This is a genomic window from Vibrio sp. V39_P1S14PM300 (genome assembly GCF_009904765.1).
Taxonomy (GTDB): domain Bacteria; phylum Pseudomonadota; class Gammaproteobacteria; order Enterobacterales; family Vibrionaceae; genus Vibrio; species Vibrio proteolyticus.
Map to the genome: position 1 here is coordinate 25,956 of NZ_WXWP01000146.1, position 18,449 is coordinate 44,404.

The 18,449-nt window shown below is 52.3% G+C and carries 16 protein-coding genes; 6 read left to right on the forward strand and 10 right to left on the reverse strand.

The window, feature by feature from the left end; genetic code table 11:
* Positions 1 to 122 precede the first annotated feature (122 nt).
* Genes CAG65_RS07110 through murQ form a run of 4 tightly spaced genes read left to right on the forward strand, consistent with a single transcriptional unit; the run spans position 123 to position 4,646 of the window.
* A complete protein-coding gene (locus CAG65_RS07110) occupies positions 123 to 1,721 on the forward strand; it encodes a sodium:solute symporter (protein ID WP_161453077.1) in 1,599 nt (532 codons plus the stop codon).
* Positions 1,718 to 2,599 (forward strand): BadF/BadG/BcrA/BcrD ATPase family protein, encoded by an 882-nt coding sequence (locus CAG65_RS07115; RefSeq protein ID WP_161453079.1) that lies wholly within the window; start codon positions 1,718 to 1,720, stop codon positions 2,597 to 2,599. The genes CAG65_RS07110 and CAG65_RS07115 overlap by 4 nt, the downstream gene beginning before the upstream one ends.
* Positions 2,589 to 3,695: an anhydro-N-acetylmuramic acid kinase gene (locus CAG65_RS07120; RefSeq protein ID WP_161453081.1), complete on the forward strand. Its 1,107-nt coding sequence runs from the start codon at positions 2,589 to 2,591 to the stop codon at positions 3,693 to 3,695. Before CAG65_RS07115 ends, CAG65_RS07120 begins: the two co-directional genes overlap by 11 nt.
* 21 nt (positions 3,696 to 3,716) lie before the next feature.
* Positions 3,717 to 4,646, forward strand: coding sequence for an N-acetylmuramic acid 6-phosphate etherase (gene murQ / locus CAG65_RS07125; RefSeq protein ID WP_161453082.1), 930 nt, complete (start codon positions 3,717 to 3,719; stop codon positions 4,644 to 4,646).
* Here murQ and CAG65_RS07130 read toward each other — a convergent pair.
* Positions 4,643 to 6,433: a cation:proton antiporter gene (locus CAG65_RS07130; protein WP_161453084.1), complete on the reverse strand. Its 1,791-nt coding sequence runs from the start codon at positions 6,431 to 6,433 to the stop codon at positions 4,643 to 4,645. The genes murQ and CAG65_RS07130 overlap by 4 nt on opposite strands.
* A 21-nt stretch (positions 6,434 to 6,454) precedes the next feature.
* Positions 6,455 to 6,811: a DUF2799 domain-containing protein gene (locus CAG65_RS07135; protein ID WP_161447369.1), complete on the reverse strand. Its 357-nt coding sequence runs from the start codon at positions 6,809 to 6,811 to the stop codon at positions 6,455 to 6,457.
* A gap of 268 nt (positions 6,812 to 7,079) precedes the next feature.
* Here CAG65_RS07135 and CAG65_RS07140 point away from each other — a divergent pair, with 268 nt between their 5' ends.
* Entirely contained in the window at positions 7,080 to 8,564 is a 1,485-nt protein-coding gene (locus CAG65_RS07140; RefSeq protein WP_021705625.1) for a carbon starvation CstA family protein, read from the forward strand.
* A 223-nt stretch (positions 8,565 to 8,787) separates the two neighbouring features.
* On the opposite strand, the gene ispH is transcribed toward CAG65_RS07140, so the two are convergent.
* The 6 genes from ispH to murJ form a co-directional block, all read right to left on the reverse strand.
* Positions 8,788 to 9,750, reverse strand: coding sequence for a 4-hydroxy-3-methylbut-2-enyl diphosphate reductase (gene ispH / locus CAG65_RS07145; RefSeq protein WP_161447373.1), 963 nt, complete (start codon positions 9,748 to 9,750; stop codon positions 8,788 to 8,790).
* Positions 9,751 to 9,772: 22 nt separating this feature from the next.
* The gene (gene fkpB, locus CAG65_RS07150; protein WP_161453086.1) at positions 9,773 to 10,204 is read right to left on the reverse strand and encodes an FKBP-type peptidyl-prolyl cis-trans isomerase; all 432 of its coding nucleotides are present in this window, start codon (positions 10,202 to 10,204) and stop codon (positions 9,773 to 9,775) included.
* A gap of 122 nt (positions 10,205 to 10,326) precedes the next feature.
* The gene (gene lspA, locus CAG65_RS07155) at positions 10,327 to 10,836 is read right to left on the reverse strand and encodes a signal peptidase II (RefSeq protein WP_021705628.1); all 510 of its coding nucleotides are present in this window, start codon (positions 10,834 to 10,836) and stop codon (positions 10,327 to 10,329) included.
* A 46-nt stretch (positions 10,837 to 10,882) separates the two neighbouring features.
* Positions 10,883 to 13,729, reverse strand: coding sequence for an isoleucine--tRNA ligase (ileS, locus tag CAG65_RS07160; protein WP_021705629.1), 2,847 nt, complete (start codon positions 13,727 to 13,729; stop codon positions 10,883 to 10,885).
* Between the two features lie 64 nt (positions 13,730 to 13,793).
* Positions 13,794 to 14,729 carry a bifunctional riboflavin kinase/FAD synthetase gene (gene ribF / locus CAG65_RS07165; RefSeq protein WP_161447377.1) on the reverse strand — a complete coding sequence of 312 codons (936 nt, stop codon included), beginning with the start codon at positions 14,727 to 14,729 and terminating at the stop codon, positions 13,794 to 13,796.
* A gap of 71 nt (positions 14,730 to 14,800) precedes the next feature.
* Positions 14,801 to 16,363: a murein biosynthesis integral membrane protein MurJ gene (murJ, locus tag CAG65_RS07170; RefSeq protein ID WP_021705631.1), complete on the reverse strand. Its 1,563-nt coding sequence runs from the start codon at positions 16,361 to 16,363 to the stop codon at positions 14,801 to 14,803.
* A gap of 261 nt (positions 16,364 to 16,624) precedes the next feature.
* Between murJ and rpsT the strand changes: the two genes are divergently transcribed.
* Positions 16,625 to 16,885: a 30S ribosomal protein S20 gene (gene rpsT, locus CAG65_RS07175; protein WP_021705632.1), complete on the forward strand. Its 261-nt coding sequence runs from the start codon at positions 16,625 to 16,627 to the stop codon at positions 16,883 to 16,885.
* A 92-nt stretch (positions 16,886 to 16,977) separates the two neighbouring features.
* Here rpsT and CAG65_RS07180 read toward each other — a convergent pair whose 3' ends face one another.
* Positions 16,978 to 17,286 (reverse strand): ArsR/SmtB family transcription factor, encoded by a 309-nt coding sequence (locus tag CAG65_RS07180; protein ID WP_021705633.1) that lies wholly within the window; start codon positions 17,284 to 17,286, stop codon positions 16,978 to 16,980.
* A 129-nt stretch (positions 17,287 to 17,415) separates the two neighbouring features.
* Positions 17,416 to 18,306: a transcriptional activator NhaR gene (gene nhaR / locus CAG65_RS07185; protein WP_161453088.1), complete on the reverse strand. Its 891-nt coding sequence runs from the start codon at positions 18,304 to 18,306 to the stop codon at positions 17,416 to 17,418.
* Positions 18,307 to 18,449 lie beyond the last annotated feature (143 nt).

Below are 18,449 nucleotides of genomic sequence, written 5' to 3' on the forward strand. Positions count from 1 at the left end.
GCGTGCTCATACAACCTGCCCGGTAACGATTCCGCCGCGGAATAGCTTTTGCGGATTGGCAGGACCCGCGCCATGCTGAACAGATGCCGGACTTGCCGTCCATTCATCGCTATGGAGCTGCTATGAATTCCTTGTTTACTTCGCTGGACTGGATGGTCTTTGCGATCTACTTTGCCATCATCGCCTACACGGGCTGGTATTTCAGCCGCGTCAAGATAACCTCAACCAAAGACTATTTCTTAGGCGGCAACGCGATGCCAATGTGGGTCGTCGCAGTTTCAGTGCTGGCCACCTCACAATCTGCCGCTACATTTCTCGGCGGCCCGGAATCAAGTTACCGCGGCAATCTGACCTATCTGGCGACCAACATCGGAGCCGTGATTGGTGCCTTGTTTGTCGCCTGGGTTTTGATCCCCCGCTTTTATCAGAGCAAAGTGTCCACAGTGTATGAACTGCTGCAGGTGCGTTTCGGCGAGAAGACCAAACGCCGCGCAGGCAGCATGTATCTGATCGGACGGGTCTTTGCCTCAGGCTCACGACTTTATATGGCAGCCATTGCGGTATCGATGATCCTGTTTACCAATATCGAGCCACAGAGTGTGATCACTTCGGTGATGATTTTGGTGGTAGTCGGATTGGCGTACACCTACATGGGTGGTATTCGCTCGGTGATCTGGAGTGATCTGATCCAGCTGATCGTGTATGTCGGCGCAGCCCTGGCAGTGATCGTCTACCTGCTGAGCCAGATCCCGGCAGACTTGGGCCAAATCATTCAGGCGTTGGAATCGCCGGGAAATGATCAGTTATCCAAACTGACGTTTCTGGATTTTCGTCTTGATTTCAGTCCGGCCGGCACCTTCAGTTTTTGGGCGTGTATCACTGGCTTTGTCCTGCTCAATATCGGCGCATTTGGTCTGGATCAGGACATGACCCAACGCGTCCTGACCTGTAAAGATGCCAAACAAGGCTCTCAGGCGATGATCAACTCCATTTTGTACGCCATTCCTGTGGTACTGTTCTTCATGTCGATCGGCTTGTTATTGTATATCTTCTACCAACGTCCGGATCTGATGGGCATGGCCAGCAAGAACGTGGTACAAAGCTTCAATGGCGAGAAAGTCACTATTTTCATGTACTACGTGTTAAACGAAATGCCTGCTGGACTGCGTGGTCTGGTAACTGTCGGGGTGGTCGCTGCGGCACTGTCGACCCTCAACTCTGGCCTCAACTCAATGTCATCGGTTGCCATTCAGGATCTGTATAGGCCATGGAAAGAAGCTCGTCATGGTCAGCAAAGTGAGATGCACTATGTAAAAGCTGGCCGGGTGGGCATGGCCGTGGCCGCCGCCGCACTCGGAAGCATGGGGATTTTATGCTACTACTGGCAGCAATACACCGACATGCCCCTGCTGTCTTTCGCTTTGAGCGTCATGGTGTTTGCCTACACTGGCCTATTGGGGGTCTATTTTACGGCTCTGTTTACCCAGCGCGGCAATCAGGCGTCGGTTGGCTGGGCATTATTGGCAGGGTTTACCACCACTCTGTTGCTCCAGGCTTACGTCTGGGACAGTGTGATGACTATCGTCTATCCACAGTGGGTGGGCATTCGCCTCGCTTTCCCTTACCAGTTATGTGTCGGAACGCTGGTTTCCCTACTGGTGTGTCTGAGCGGTAAAGCACAGCCCCAAGAGCATAGCCAGATGCAGGCGGCACGCTCATGATCAGCCATCTTCTGGCCGTGGACGGCGGCGGCAGCAAAACCGCTCTGCGTCTGTCTGCATTAATTGAATCCGGCCCCATCCCGATCAGCGAGCATACCCTCGGGCCGTCCTCCCTGACGCAACAGGGCGAACACGCTTACGCGCTGCTGAGTGAGGCGATCACTCAGCAACTGACCAGCCATCAGTTGAACCCCGCGCAGTGCGCTGTCGCCATTGGAGTGGCCGGCAGCGGCAATCCACACCTCAAAGCCGGGCTAGAGCAGGCATTATCGTTCTGCCCGCACCTTCAGATCACCTCCGATGCCCATATTTCGCTGCTGGGTGCCAATCGGGGCGAACCGGTCAACTGCCTGGCCATTGGTACCGGGAGCGTTGCTACCCGGCTGGAAGCCAATGGGGATATCACACTGCTTGGCGGCTGGGGCTTCCCCATTGGTGATCAGGGCGGCGGTGCCTGGTTGGGGATGCAGGCCGTCCGGGCACTGATCCGCAGCTATGAAAACAATGAATCCAATCCGCTGACTCTGACGCTGGCGACCTCACTCGGCAGCCAGCGCGCTGCCATTCTAACCTGGCTCAAACAGGCTGACGCCTGCGCTTATGCGGCTCTGGCACCGTTGGTGCTGAGCCATGCGCAGCAAGGGTGCAGCGTCAGTTGTGATATTCTTCAGCGGGGCGGACAGCATATTGAGCAGCTTGTGAAAGATTGCTGCAAAAATAATGACTTAGCTATCGTTTTTCTCGGTAGTCTGGGACAATACTATCAATCACGCCTTTCACTACCGTGGCAGGCACGCTGCATCATAGCGCAAGGCGATGCACTCGACGGTGCCACACGGTTGGCGCATCAACTGGCAGGAGAACACCATGACTCGTGAACTTTATATCGGCGTAATGTCCGGTACCAGCCTCGACGGTGTCGACACCGCTCTGGTGGCCATCGAAAATCAAGACATTGAACTGCTGGCGTACGACGAATACGCGATGCCGGACGCTCTCAAACAGCGCCTGCTTAACGTGTGTATAGGTCAGTCCACCAATCTGGTGGAAATCGGCGAACTGGATCACCTGCTCGGTCATCTGTTCGCGGATGCCGTCAATGCTTTACTGGACAAATCCGGTTACGAGGCGGCGCAAGTCCGCGCGATCGGTAACCACGGACAGACAGTATTCCATCAACCGTCCGGTACCGCACCATTCACCATGCAGCTCGGTGATGCCAATATTGTCGCCACGCAAACCGCCATTGATACCGTGGCCGATTTTCGCCGCAAAGACATGGCGCTGGGCGGCCAGGGCGCACCTTTAGTACCCGCTTTTCACCAGACAATTTTCCACTCCACCGACTCCAGCGTGGTGGTACTCAATATTGGCGGCGTGGCAAACATCTCTGTTCTTCGTCCAGGCGAACACGTTCTGGGCTACGACACCGGTCCGGGCAACCTGCTGCTGGATGCCTGGTGTCAACAGCACAACGGATTCAAGTATGATCAGGATGCCCGTCTGGCGCGCCAGGGAGACGTAGTGCCAGCGTTGCTGGCGCGACTACTGCAAGAGCCTTATCTGACTCAGCCGTACCCGAAAAGCACCGGACGTGAACTGTTTAATCTGCCGTGGTTAATGCCGCAGTTGCAAGACGTTGAGCTAAGCGCCGCCGATGTGCAGCGCACTCTGTGCGAATACACCGCCCAAACCATCGCCAACGAAGTCGGCGCGTTTCACTCCGGCCCTGCGCCAGAGCTGTTGGTGTGTGGCGGTGGAGCACGCAACCCGCTGCTGATGGAGCGTCTGGCCGCTTTATTGCCAGACTGGGCCGTGGCTCAGACCAGTGAGCGCGGGGTCGACAGCGACTACATGGAGGCCATGGCCTTTGCCTGGCTGGCACAACGCCGTATCCATAACCTGCCAAGCAATTTGCCTGAAGTGACCGGAGCCAGTAAGCTGGCGTCGCTGGGCGTTCTTTATTTTGCTTAGCCGTCAATCATAAGGAATATCATGACTAACGATGCATTACTTGCAGCGCTGTCTCATTTGGTGTCAGAGGGGCGTAACCCGGACACCATGGACATCGATCTGCTGCCTTCACTTGAAATCGTTAAACGCCTTAATCAACAGGACAAACTGGTCCCGCTGGCGGTAGAAAAAGTGCTGCCGGAGATCGCCGACGCGGTGGATTGTATTACCAAAGCTTTTCAACACGGCGGCCGGCTGGTGTACATCGGAGCGGGAACCAGCGGTCGACTTGGCGTGCTGGACGCGTCGGAATGCCCTCCGACCTTTGGCGTGTCGGATCAGATGGTACTGGGCCTGATTGCAGGAGGACCGGAAGCGATCCTGAAAGCCAAAGAGGGGGCTGAAGATTCCCCACAGTTGGGGATGGAAGATTTGCAGCGCATCCGTTTTAGCGAGCAGGATGTGCTGGTGGGTATCGCCGCCAGTGGCCGGACCCCCTACGTAATTGGCGCACTTGAATACGCCAATCAGCTCGGCGCAACCACAGTCGCACTCTCATGTAATCCAGACTCGACGATTGCCCATCTGGCTAACATTGCCATCAGCCCGGTGGTCGGTCCGGAAGCCCTGACCGGCTCTACCCGACTCAAATCCGGGACGGCGCAAAAGCTGGTTCTGAACATGCTGACAACCGCCTCGATGATCCGCTTGGGGAAAAGCTATCAAAACCTGATGGTGGATGTGAAAGCGACCAACAAAAAGCTGGTCGCCCGTGCCGCTCGTATCGTCGTGCAGGCCACCGATTGCGATTATGCTGAAGCACGATCACTGCTGGCGCGCAGCGACAACAACGCCAAAGTGGCCATACTGATGCAACTGACAGGCATGGATTACCAGCAAGCCAAAGCGAAACTCGACAGCAATCAGGGATTTCTGCGCAAAGCGGTTGATCACGACAACGAGAGCCGTTAACGGCTCTCGTTGGATTTAATGATCGACACTACCGTGTGCCCTGACTGCGGCCAGAATTCAGCAGGTTTACTGCATATAGTAATCCGATCTTTTTCGCCCACAGAAAACAGCGGCAGTACAAAGCTTTCTTTGTGATGTGACAGATAGTCCTGATAGCTAAAACTGTCACTCAGTTTGGTGTGCTTGATCTCACCGCCCAGATTAAGCAGACTGGCGAGTTTTTTGTAACTCACCTCTCCGCCCAGAAATGACATACCGCGATACTCTTCGGCAACGTAGTGCTTGTCGTGGTTGCCATTATTGTCCTGCAGACAATAGACTTTCTGATCACCGAATTCACTCACCAACTGCATACACGCCATGGCGTTGAAATGGCGATCCGGGCTCAGCGCCAGCACTTGACCGATGCCGATCAGATCCAAGTATTCCTCAGCATGGCTGGAAATCGGATTGCCGTAATAACATTCCAGTCCCAACATCCGGCTCTGGCGAATATAATCCCAGTTTGAGTCTGTCAGCAGCACACGTCGATCGTATTTGGCCAACGCCAGACCTATTTTACGTGCCACTTCGTTGGCACCAACCAACATAAAGCCTTTCGGAGCAGGCTCCGCCACACCGAGAGCGATCGCCACCGGACGGGCAGTCGCACTTTGCAGTACCACCGTACCGATGATCACCATAAACGTCAGCGGCACCAGCAACGCAGCTTCCGCCATACCATACTCGACCAGCTTGATTGCAAACAGTGATGAAATGGATGCCGCCACTATGCCACGCGGAGCGACCCAGGAGAGAAACAGCTTTTCTCTCACGGCCAGATTACTGCGCAGCGTAGAGAGAAATATCGACGCGGGTCTTGCGACCAATTGCATGAAAGCAAACAATAGCAGAGCACCTGCGCCAAGCGCGGTAAACTCATCAATACTGATACGTGCCGCGAGGAAAATAAACAGACCCGTGATCAGCAAGATAGTCAAATGCTCTTTAAAGTGAAGAATATGCTGAATATTGACGTCTCTGGCATTGGCCAGCCACATGCCCATCACTGTCACCGTCAGTAGTCCGGCTTCAGACTCTATTGCATTCGACAGAGTGAACACCCCCAGCACCACACTCAGTACCGCGAACGGCTGAAGATATTCCGGCAGCATACCGCGACGTAGTATGTGTGCCATCAGTGCCCCGACCCCCGTACCGAGTATCACCCCCACTGCAATGATCGCGGCAAACACTTCCAGGCTGTGCATCTGGCTGTTGGAGACAATGAATTCATACACCATCACCACGAATAACGCCCCTAACGGGTCGATCAAAATGCCTTCCCAACGCAGAATATTGGCCAGCTTGCTGGTCGGGCGCACGGTACGCAATAACGGCACGATCACCGTTGGGCCCGTGACGACCGTTAAGCTGCCAAACAACAACGCCAATGGCCAGTCAAAATCCAGCAGATGGTGAGCGGCCACACTGGTTAGCCCCCAGGAAATCAAGGCTCCCAGGGTAACGATGCTCCAGACCGAACGGCTGACGCCACGGATCTCCTTGAAATTCAGTGTTAAGCTGCCTTCAAACAAAATCACCGCCACCGCGAGAGAAATAAGCGGAAACAGCAGATCACCGAGCAGATGATCCGGGTCCAACACGCCGCTAACCGGACCGACCACAATCCCAGCGAGCAACAAAAACAAAATCGCCGGCAATCTCAACCGCCATGCCAGCCACTGACAACCGAGCCCAACCACACCGACAGCGGCAAACATCAGCGCAGAACTTTCCATTTGCATAGTGAACTTATCCCGTCCGGTTTAGTAGTCGGAATTGTTGGTACTGTAGTCATTCCAGCCACGCTGCCATTCCATTCGGAATTTCTGTGCGCTTTTGGTGCCTTCACAAACGCCGCTGTAATACTGTCCGGACAAGCCTATCTGATAGGCAAAGTTCGGATTGCAGTACTCGTCCAGCCCTTCGCTGTAACCGAGGTTGTAATCCGCCTGATTGGCCGCGCCATACTTGGAGAGCTCTTTGTAATTGCGCTGCTCCGCCCCTTTCACGCCATCCTGATAACCGATTTGATGCCAATTACCCTGCTGCGCCAAGTCTGCGGTACTGCTGGCACAGCCTGCCAGGATTGCCACTGCGCTCAATATTATGATTGTTTTCATTTTTGTTCCTTTATAACAATGCGTGTACTACCCACCAACATGCCACTAACGACATACTTTTGCTACCCAATTGTAGACTATCCGGCTTCGCCGGGAGAGCAGTACTCCTCTTGCACCACAACCGTTCACTCCGCACCAAAACCGCTCAATGTCATTGGCTACCACTCACATCAGGATACGACCACTCAAGGTAAAAGCGGATGTTTCTCGACTCCTTGCGACGTAATATCCAGGCTGAGCTTAATCAATTAATCAAGGGACAATTGCTATGTTGTGGTTCTTAACCTGTGTCGCAGCCCTCATCGGCGGATACTTTATTTACGGCGCTTTCGTCGAGAAAATATTTGGTATTAATGAACAGCGCCAAACACCGGCACACACCAAAACCGACGGGGTCGATTACGTACCGATGTCAACCAAGAAAGTGTACCTGGTGCAGTTGCTGAACATTGCTGGTGTGGGTCCGATTTTTGGCCCAATTATGGGAGCGCTTTACGGCCCTGCCGCTATGCTGTGGATCGTGATCGGCTGTATCTTCGCAGGCGCGGTACACGACTACTTCTCCGGCATGCTGTCCGTGCGCAATGGTGGAGCATCGGTTCCGAGTATTACCGGACGTTATTTGGGCAATGGCGCGAAACATTTTATGAACATTTTTGCCATTGTTCTGCTGCTGCTGGTTGGGGTGGTGTTTGTCTCCGCACCTGCTGGCATGATCACCAACCTGATTAACGATCAGACCAGCCTCAACGTCAGCATGACAACCATGGTGGTGATCATCTTCGCGTACTACATCATTGCAACCATTGTCCCTGTCGATAAAATCATTGGCCGCTTTTATCCACTGTTCGGGGCGCTGCTGATTTTCATGTCTGTCGGCCTGATGACGGCCGTTGCCGTCTCCAGTGAACACACGGTGATGGGCGATTTCCAGGTCAGTGATATGTTCTCTAACCTGAACCCGAACGACATGCCATTGTGGCCTGCCCTGTTCATCACCATCGCCTGTGGTGCGATCTCTGGTTTCCATGCCACACAATCGCCGCTGATGGCACGCTGCATGGAAAACGAAAAGAACGGCCGTTTTGTCTTTTATGGCGCGATGATCGGCGAAGGCGTTATTGCCCTGATTTGGTGTGCAATCGCCCTGTCGTTCTTCGGCTCACTGGATGCGCTGTCGGAAGCGGTGAAAAACGGCGGACCAGGCAATGTCGTGTACAGCTCTTCTTTCGGTCTGTTGGGTGTCTTTGGTGGTGTGATTGCCTTCCTGGGTGTTGTTATCCTGCCCATCACCTCAGGTGACACAGCGTTCCGCTCAAGCCGCCTGATTCTGGCTGAGTACTTCAATATGGAGCAGAAAACACTACGCAATCGTCTGCTGATGGCAGTGCCTCTGTTCGTGATCGGCGGCGTACTGACTCAAGTCGATTTCGGTATCATCTGGCGTTACTTCGGTTTTGCCAACCAAACCACGGCCGTTATGATGTTGTGGACCGCATCCGCTTACCTGCTGCGCCACAATAAGTTGCACTGGATCACCACCGTGCCAGCGGTCTTCATGACCAGCGTCTGTGTGACCTTCATCCTCAACAGCAGCACGCTCGGCTTCGGTCTGCCAATGCAGCTGTCGACCATCGTGGGGGTAGTATTCTCGCTGGCGGCCATGGTCTACGTGATCAAGACGTCAAAAGGCAAAGGTGAAATGGCCCTGAGCGACGAAGAAAAACCTCAGGCAGTGGCGGAGACCGCCTGACCTTGTAACGATTTAGCTTAAACGTCAAAGAGCTCCTTCGGGAGCTCTTTTTGTTTTCACAAGACCACTATGACTCTGCTTGTGCGAGTGACAGCAGCCTCAGTAAGCAAAGTCCACCAGAACAAGATGCTTTGCTGTGGCAGAGCATCCAGCCCCAACCAAACACTCTGCGCGAGATAGAAAAAAGGCGACCATCAGGTCGCCTCATTGTTCCATCACCAGGTTAGTCAACCTGTTTGATTTGCAGCTCTTTCGGCACTTCAAAGAACATGTTTTCTTCGCGCCCCAGCACTTCCTCGACAGACTCAGCGCCAAGTTCGCGGATTCGATTGAGGATCTGGTTAACCAGCTCTTCCGGCGCCGACGCCCCGGCAGTCACACCGATCTTCTGTTTGCCCTCAAACCATTGTGGCTGAATGTCTTCCGGACAGTCAGTCAGATACCCCGGCGTGCCGAGTTTCTCAGCCAGCTCTTTCAATCGGGTGGAGTTGGACGAATTCTTGGAGCCCACCACCACCATCACATCCACCGTTTCCGCCAGCTCACGCACAGCATCCTGACGGTTCTGAGTCGCGTAACAAATATCATCTTTCCGCGGCCCCTGAATGTGTGGAAATACCCGACGTAGCTCTTCAATCACATCGGCGGTTTCATCCACCGACAACGTTGTCTGGCTGACATAGTGAAGATTATCCGGGTGCTTTACTTTGCCCTGCAACGCCGCGACATCAGCCGGCTTTTCCACCAGATACATACCACCGCTATCGCTGGCGTACTGCCCCATGGTCCCTTCCACTTCAGGGTGACCCGCGTGGCCAATCAGCACCACTTCCATATTCTTACGGCTGGCGCGCGCCACCTCCATATGCACTTTCGTGACCAGTGGGCATGTGGCATCAAACACCGTCAAAGCACGGGCTTTCGCTTCCTGACGGACTGCCTGCGAGACTCCATGAGCAGAAAAAATCACGATGTTGTCGTCCGGCACTTCATGCAGCTCTTCGACAAACACCGCACCGCGACGTTTCAGGCCTTCGACCACAAACCGGTTGTGCACCACTTCATGGCGGACATAAATCGGCGGTTGATACATTTCCAGCGCACGTTCAACAATGCTGATGGCGCGATCAACACCGGCACAGAAACCGCGTGGGTTTGCTAACAGTATTTTCATTTCATTGCTCATGGGAGTTCTTCTGTCTGGGGCGTTATTCTACTGACAAAATCTCAACTTCAAAAGTCACATCTTGTCCGGCCAGAGGATGATTGAAGTCCACGGTCACGGAATCCCCTGCGATCTCGGTAATGATCCCCGGAATTTCCATCCCATCCGGACCGCTGAACGCCATGACGGTGCCAACTTCCACTTCAGCGTCACCGACAAAACGGGCGCGATCCATATGATGGATGTTGTCCGGGTTTGGCATACCAAATGCGTCGGCGGCTTTCAGTTCAATAGCTTTCTGCTCATTCGGTGCCATACCCAACAGACATTGTTCAAAATTATCGCTCAGACTGCCGTCACCAATCACCAGCTTGGCTGGCTTGCCCATGTTGTGCGTGCTGTCGGCCACCGAGCCATCGCTGAGTTTAATCGTAAAATGCAGGGTCACTGCTGAATTGTGGATAATCGTAGTCACGTCAGGGCTTCCTTGATAATTGACGGGCATCGCCCGCGAGTTGACTCTGTGTCGAGCCTTTATAGTAAAAAGCGCCTCCCGAATCAACGGATGGCGCTTAGGGTTATTCAGTTGCTGGCGGTTCAGCCTTTGGCCTTGTCTTTACTGCGAAAGCTGTCGACAATGATCATCGCCGCACCAATACAAATGGCCATGTCTGCCAGGTTGAATGCTGGCCAGTGATGATTTCCCCAAAAAAAGTCCAGATAATCCACCACGAAACCATGCACCACTCGGTCAAACACGTTGCCAACCGCGCCACCAATGATCAGCGCATACGCAATGTTGTTCCACTTCTCTTGTGCGGGTAACTTGCTCATCCAGTAAGAGAGCATGGCCGTGACTGCAAAAGCAATCCCCGTAAACAACCAACGTTGCCATCCCGCCTGATCACTCAGGAAACTGAACGCGGCACCGTAGTTGTGGACGTATAACAGGTTGAAGAACGGCAGGATCTCTATGCGGTTTTCCCAACCGTAACCCATGCTGTTCATCACCACCAGCTTGATGCCGATGTCGGCAACAAACACCAGCAAAGCCAGCCACAGCCAGCGAATACCAGATTGTTTTAAAGTTAGCGTCTGTTCACTCATTCATCATTCCTGTTATCACGGCCACCGCAGCGGCCGTGAAATCAAATTAAGCGAATCGACGAACTTCGCCTTCACCGTCGACGTTAGACACACAGCGACCACAAATGGTTTCGTGACCAACAATGGTGCCAACATCCGGAGTGTGATGCCAACAGCGGTCGCACTTCTCAGCGTCAATCGCGGCAACTTCAACGAACAAGCCATCCAGTTCAGTGGCATGCGCCGCTTGACCTTTTTCGCTCACTGGCTTAACCACTGCCTCAGAGGTTAGCAACACAAAACGCAGCTCATCTTGCAGTTTGTTGATTTTCGCCGCCAGCGCGTCGTCAGCGTACAGCGTGACTGACGCCTGCAACGCACCACCAATGATTTTTTCGTTACGTGCGGCTTCCAATTGCTTATTGACGGCATTACGCACCGACTGAATTTCAGCCCAGAATTCGTTGTTCAGCTCTTCGCCTTCAGCCAGACCGAACAGACCATCGAACCATTCCCCCGTGAAGACAAACTTGTCACGTTGACCCGGCATTTCGTTCCAGATCTCGTCCGCTGTGAACGACATGATTGGCGCCATCCAGCGAACCAAAGCTTCAACGATGTAGTACAGTGCGGTCTGACAGCTGCGCTGCGCGTGGCCACCACGTTTCGCGGTGTACTGACGATCTTTGATCACGTCCAGGTAGAACGAGCCCATTTCAATTGAACAGAACTGCATCAAACGCTGCGTGACGGCGTGCGTGTTGTATTCACCGTACGCTTTCACGATCTCTTCTTGCGCGGCGAGTGCACGACCAACCGCCCAGCGATCCAGTGCCACCATTTCGTCAGCCGGAACCAGATCCGTTTCTGGGTTGAAACCGTTGAGGTTTGCCAGGAAGAAACGGGCGGTGTTACGGATGCGACGGTACGCATCGGCGCTGCGTTTCAGAATTTCATCCGATACGGCGACTTCGCCAGTGTAATCGGTTGATGCCACCCACAGGCGCAGAATGTCGGCACCCAGCTTGTTGGTCACATCTTTAGGTGCCACAACGTTACCGATCGACTTCGACATCTTACGGCCTTGACCGTCAACCACGAAACCGTGTGTCAGTACTTGTTTGTATGGCGCTTCGCCTTTCATCGCGATCGATGAGATCAGTGAAGACTGGAACCAACCGCGGTGTTGGTCAGACCCTTCCAGGTACAGATCTGCACTGTGGCCGTGGTATTCTTCACGAGCATCAACCACTGAGAAGTGGGTCACACCCGAGTCAAACCAGACGTCGAGTGTATCCAGTACTTTCTCGTAATTCGCTGCATCTTCTTCGCCCAGCAGTTCCGCCGCATCGACATCCCACCAAGCCTGAATGCCTTTTTGCTCAACCAGTTGAGCCACTTTTTCAATCAGCTCAGAGGTGTTGGGGTGAAGTTCTGCGGTTTCTTTATGCACAAACAGTGCAATCGGCACACCCCAGGTGCGCTGACGAGAGATACACCACTCAGGGCGACCTTCGATCATGCCTTCAATACGGCTTTGACCCCATTCTGGCATCCACTGAACACCTTTGATGGATTCAAGTGCTTTTGCACGCAGGCCAGCCTGGTCCATAGACACGAACCATTGTGGGGTTGCGCGGAAAATGATTGGCGTTTTATGACGCCAGCAGTGCGGGTAGCTGTGCTCGTAAGCGTGGTGATGCAGCAGCGCACCTTTCTCTTTGAGCGTTTCCACAACCGCATCATTGGCTTTAAACACATGTTGACCAGCAAATAGCTCTGTATCTGGCAAGTAAACGCCGTTGGAACCTACCGGGTTCGCGACTTCCAGACCGTATTTTTGACCAACCGCGAAGTCTTCCTGGCCGTGGCCAGGTGCCGTGTGAACCACACCCGTACCAGAATCTGTTGTCACGTGATCGCCAAGAATCGCAGGCACAGTAAAGTCGTAGAACGGATGCTGGTACTGAGTCAACTCCAGATCCGCGCCTTTCGCAAAGCCCAGATTGTGGAAGTGCTCGATGCCGGCACGATCCATCACGTCTTTCGCCAGCTCAGAAGCGACGATAATACGCTCAGGTTGACGTTCAGACGCATCGTCACCCTCAACTTGGATCAACACGTATTCCAGATCGTCACGCAGACACACCGCGCGGTTCGCTGGCAGTGTCCAAGGTGTGGTGGTCCAGATAACGATAGAAATATCGCCGTGACCTTCGTGGCCTTCGCTTAATGCAAATTTAGACAACAACGCCGCTTCGTCTGCCGCTTTAAAGCGCACATCAATCGAAGGAGAGACTTTGTCTTTGTACTCGACTTCTGCTTCTGCCAATGCAGAGCCACAGTCGGTACACCAGTGAACCGGTTTGAAGCCTTTCAACAGGTGACCTTGGTCAGCAATCTTACCCAATGCACGGATGATGTTCGCTTCCGTGTCGAAGTCCATGGTGCGGTAAGGCTTGTCCCACTCACCCATGATACCAAGGCGCTTAAAGCTCTCTTTCTGACCTTCAACCTGACCCGCAGCGTAGTCACGGCATTTTTCGCGAAACTCCGCCGCGGTAACTTTTTGACCTGGCTTACCAACCTTTTTCTCTACCATCAGTTCGATAGGCAGACCGTGGCAGTCCCAGCCAGGAATGTAAGGTGCGTCAAAACCTGAAAGTGTTTTGGATTTAATAATAATGTCTTTAAGAATCTTGTTCAGTGCGTGGCCAATATGAATATCACCGTTGGCGTATGGAGGGCCATCGTGTAATACAAAAGATTTTTTGCCTTTTTTCGCTTTACGGATTTCGCCGTAAAGGTCCTCTTGATACCAACGCTTCAGCATTTCTGGCTCGCGGTTGGCCAGATTGCCGCGCATCGGAAACCCTGTTTCAGGTAAGTTCAGGGTATCTTTATACTCACTCATCGATTCTTAATTCCGTTATGTTGGGCGATAGTTAGACATTATGTTAGACGGTGGACTAAACCGTTTAACGCTTAAGCCGACGCAGCCACACCCTTGCTGCCTCAGCATCCAATTCAATTTGTTGTTTGAGCGCATCAAACGACTCAAATTTATGCTCGTCTCGGAGCTTATGTAACAGTGCGACTTCCAGCTGTTTGCCGTACAAATTGCCGTGAAAGTCAAACAAATGCACTTCAAGTTGTTGGCGAATGCCATTGACCGTCGGGCGCTGGCCGATATTCGCGACGCCGCCAACCGGCGTGTCCTGTAAACCGTATGCTTCAACGACATACACACCGGAAACCGGTGACACGCAACGCTTGAGCGGGATATTGGCGGTTGGGAAACCTATGGTTCTGCCCAATTTTCGGCCGTGTGACACCCGCCCACTGATGCTGTACTGACGCCCCAGCATGCTACTGGCGGCAACCAGATCATCACTAGCCAGCGCTTCACGAATCGCGGTGCTGCTGACACGTTGTTGCTGCAAACAGAAACTCTGGGTACTGACGACTTCAAAGCCGTATTCCCGGCCGGCTTGTTGCAACATGGCAAAGTTGCCCGTGCGCCCTTTGCCGAAGCAAAAATCATCGCCAACCACCAGAAACTTAACACCCAATTTTGCGACCAACAAGTCACGAATGAACTGTTCCGCACTCAGGTTGGCAAAGTGCACATTAAAGTTCACACACAGCAGTCTGTCGATATTGAGTTTCCCGAGCTGCACAAACTTATCGCGCAGGCGAGTCAGACGGGCCGGCGCTTTGTCTTTCGCGAACAGCTCCATCGGTTGAGGTTCAAACGTCATCACCACTGAAGGTAAGTCCAGTGCTTTCGCCTGCTCAGAAACCTGGCTCAACACTTGTTGATGCCCGAGGTGCACACCATCAAAGTTGCCGATGGTCAGAACACAGCCATGATGACTTGCTTTGATGTTATGAATACCGCGGATTAATTCCATGGAGATACGCTGAAACCTTGCAATTCTCAATTATCAATGTGTGAAACTGACGGATTATATACTAATCCATCTTAATCTGTCGCTGCTTTTAAGTCTTTTAGGCGAATCCCCATGATAAACAGACTAATGAGATATACCAAGGCACCAAGGCCAATCAGCATCGCCAACATCAGCGCCCGGTACGACCCACTCCAGCTCAGCCACACCGACATGTCTTTATCTGCCCACAGGATTGCTGCGACCATCAGTGCGCCACCGACAATCAGACGCGCCACGAAAGAGATGGTCTGGCGAGTTACCTGATACACCCCCTGCAAATGCAGACCGCGGTACAACAGCGCCATATTGACAAATGCCGACAAGGCCGTGGCTATCGCCAGACCGACATAACCGTACATCCAGGCAAAAATCGCGTTGAATACCATATTGGTCACCATAGCAATGATGCCGTATTTGACCGGCGTTCTGGTGTCCTGGCGCGAGTAATATCCCGGGGCCAGCACTTTGATCAGCATAAAGTTCAACAGGCCAGACGCATACGCCAGCAGAGACAGCGACGCCTGATGCACATCGTGAGGACTGAACTCCCCGCGCATAAACAGTACCATTAACATCGGTTTGGCCAACACCATCAACCCCAACATTGCGGGAATCCCCAACAGGGTGACCATACGCACCCCCCAGTCCATAGTGTGAGCAAAGCCTTCGCCTTGGGCGTCGACGTGTTTACGCGACAGCGCCGGCAAAATCACCGTGGCAATTGCGATACCAAACAACCCGAGCGGAAACTCCAGCAACCGGTCAGAATAATACAGCCAGCTGATTGAACCGGTTTGCAGAAAACTGGCAATAAAGGTGTCAAACAACAGGTTGATCTGGCTGACGGAAACCCCGAACAACGCGGGGATCATCAGCGTCCGGATCTTTACTACCCCCGGGTCACGCCAGCCCCATTTCGGCTTGACCATCACCCCGGCCTTAATCAGAAACGGGATCTGAAACAGAAACTGAACCAGACCACCGAGAAACACCCCGATCGCCAAACCAATCTCCGGCTGAGTCATCTGCGGTGAAATAAACCAAGCCGAAAAGATGATCATCACATTGAGAAACACCGGCGTAAAAGAAGAGACGGCGAATTTTCCCATGGTGTTGAGGATGGCACCGGACAGGGCCACAAACGTAATGAACCATAAATAAGGAAAGGTCAGTTTGAGCATCAAGGTGGCGAGTTCAAACTTTTCTGCCGACGGACCACCATTCAGCCAGTCCCAGAACCACCCCGCCGCAAACACCGCAGTGACGGCTCCGGAGAACAGAATACCCAGCAGGGTAACCACGGTGACAATCACCCCGAGCGTCCCGGCAGCGCGAGCAACCAGCTCACGTGTTTTGTCCATATCCCCCTGAGCATGTGATTCGGTTAAGACCGGAACAAACGCCTGAGAGAATGCGCCTTCGGCAAACAGGCGACGTAAAAAATTGGGGATCTTATTGGCCAGAAAGAAGACATCAGCCCCAGCCCCTGCGCCCATCAAGTTGGCGACTACCACGTCCCGGACTAATCCCAGGACACGCGAAACCAAAGTCATGGCACTGACGATCAGGCCAGACTTAAGAAGACGTTTACTCACTTTAACCTCTGTCGAAGCAGCTAAAAATCCGATTATCTACCTCGCCGGGAAAGGAATGTCAGCGTAAGAGCAGATAAGTATTAGCATTGGTATAAAAATACTGTTAGAATCCACGCCATCTTAACCGCGAAGACCTTTTCTTACCAAAATTTGTTTGGTTTCGAGTGGTTTTTGCACAAATCATTTGACAATTAAGTGCTAATGAGGGATATTCCCTGCCCTTAAATTGTCACCGAACTAAAGTTTTTGGGAGTTAGACCCTTGGCAAATAGTAAATCTGCTAAGAAGCGCGCTATCCAGGCTGAGAAACGTCGCCAGCACAATGCTAGCCGTCGTTCAATGATGCGCACTTACATGAAGAAAACTGTTGCTGCTATCGAAGCAGGCGACAAAGCTGCTGCAACTGAAGCATTTGCTGCAGTTACACCAATCCTAGACCGCATGGCGACTAAAGGCCTTATTCACAAGAATAAAGCTGCACGTCATAAGTCTCGCTTCTCTGCTGCAATCAAAGCTCTGTAATAGAACTCTGATAACACAGTGAAGAAAAAAACCGGCTGCATGGCCGGTTTTTTTATACCTGAATTTTACCTTAAAAAGTAAAAAGCGATGGCTTACGCCATCGCCGCTTCCTTGCAATACAGCTGATGCAGCAAATGAATCATGGCTTTCACCTCATCACTGCTCAGCGTGTAGTAAACCGTTTGAGCCTCTTTGCGTGTATGCACCAGACCGTCTCGTCGCAGCCACGCCAGATGCTGGGATAATGCCGACTGGCTCAATTCAAGTTTACTGCACAATTCTCCAACCGATAGCTCCTGATTATGCAGCATGCACAAGATCTGCAGCCGACGCTCATTAGCCATGGCCTTAAGCAACACCACCGCTTTAGCCGAGTTTTTTTCCATTTCTTGTAGGTTCATAGGCGGGATCCCTTGGAACAACTGTACATCTCAGACTTCACAAGTTTAACCTAGTCAGTCAAGCGAATTTATAAAAATTTACAATATCAGCGGAGATAGTAATCGATTTGTTCACAAGAATAAAATTAATCATTCAAACAAATTGCTAAAATCCGCGTCACAAACGTTTTTTACTGCCGGATGTTGGATCATCCTCTCGGCAAAAATGACATAATATTCTTCTCTTAGCTCCTCGATGTGTCCGATCAACTGAAGCGGCAGATCATCCCCCACTTCTGATACATATAAAGAAGGCGCAAGAAAAATCACATCATGGTGATAGCGGGCAAAGGCTTTCATTAATGCCGCATCATCGAATTCACCCAAGATGTTGGGCTGAATGCCCTGACGATCAAACCACTGCAGTACTTTACGCCCCATCGCCGTGCGACTTCCGGGGATCAGCAGTTTACGCTGCTCAAGCACCGCAGGAAATCTGACCTTATCCAGATTGCCAGAGCAGAAAAAGCTCATCTTACTCTCACCCAACTTTTTACTGTACAGCCCCGGGCTCTGACCGGAATCCACCGGACAGTCGGATAAAATCATGTCTAATTTATGTTGCGACAGTTGTTCAAGTAACATTTCGTGGGTCGACTCAAAACAACGTAAATGAATGCTGTTGTCTGTTGGTACAGTCGTCATCAGAATCTTACTTACCAATCGCTTTGACAACGCATCCGCCACACCAACATCGAACAGGATGTTTGAACGCTGGCTGTAATTGACAATATCCAGCATCTCATAGCTAAGGCCAAACATTCGGTCTGCGTATTTGAACACCAGTTGACCCAACTCGGTAGGCTCGACACTGCGCCCATTACGCTTAGTCAGTTTGCCATCCATCCGTTCTTCCAACGCTTTGATTTGCCCAGTGACAGTTTGCGGCGTCAGAAACAAAGCTTCCGCCGCCTTAGTGACTGAGCCTTGTTTGCATACCATCCAAAAGTAATAAAGGTGGTTGTAGTTGAGGTGAGACATGCCTGTATTCCGTGAAGGTCGTCGAGCTTTGTTTATAGCAAATGTATTTTGTGACCACAATAAATCGTTAAAACCGAATTATTAGAGAAAAAATCATAATTATTCCGAACAGTACAACCAGCAATATGACAGCAATGCCGTAC

Coding starts and splice junctions, on each gene's coding strand:
- CAG65_RS07110 (WP_161453077.1), top strand. CDS start 123: ATGAATTCCTTGTTTACTTCGCTGGACTGGATGGTCTTTGCGATCTAC.
- CAG65_RS07115 (WP_161453079.1), top strand. CDS start 1,718: ATGATCAGCCATCTTCTGGCCGTGGACGGCGGCGGCAGCAAAACCGCT.
- CAG65_RS07120 (WP_161453081.1), top strand. CDS start 2,589: ATGACTCGTGAACTTTATATCGGCGTAATGTCCGGTACCAGCCTCGAC.
- murQ (WP_161453082.1), top strand. CDS start 3,717: ATGACTAACGATGCATTACTTGCAGCGCTGTCTCATTTGGTGTCAGAG.
- CAG65_RS07130 (WP_161453084.1), bottom strand. CDS start 6,433: ATGCAAATGGAAAGTTCTGCGCTGATGTTTGCCGCTGTCGGTGTGGTT.
- CAG65_RS07135 (WP_161447369.1), bottom strand. CDS start 6,811: ATGAAAACAATCATAATATTGAGCGCAGTGGCAATCCTGGCAGGCTGT.
- CAG65_RS07140 (WP_021705625.1), top strand. CDS start 7,080: ATGTTGTGGTTCTTAACCTGTGTCGCAGCCCTCATCGGCGGATACTTT.
- ispH (WP_161447373.1), bottom strand. CDS start 9,750: ATGAGCAATGAAATGAAAATACTGTTAGCAAACCCACGCGGTTTCTGT.
- lspA (WP_021705628.1), bottom strand. CDS start 10,836: ATGAGTGAACAGACGCTAACTTTAAAACAATCTGGTATTCGCTGGCTG.
- ileS (WP_021705629.1), bottom strand. CDS start 13,729: ATGAGTGAGTATAAAGATACCCTGAACTTACCTGAAACAGGGTTTCCG.
- ribF (WP_161447377.1), bottom strand. CDS start 14,729: ATGGAATTAATCCGCGGTATTCATAACATCAAAGCAAGTCATCATGGC.
- CAG65_RS07180 (WP_021705633.1), bottom strand. CDS start 17,286: ATGAACCTACAAGAAATGGAAAAAAACTCGGCTAAAGCGGTGGTGTTG.
- nhaR (WP_161453088.1), bottom strand. CDS start 18,306: ATGTCTCACCTCAACTACAACCACCTTTATTACTTTTGGATGGTATGC.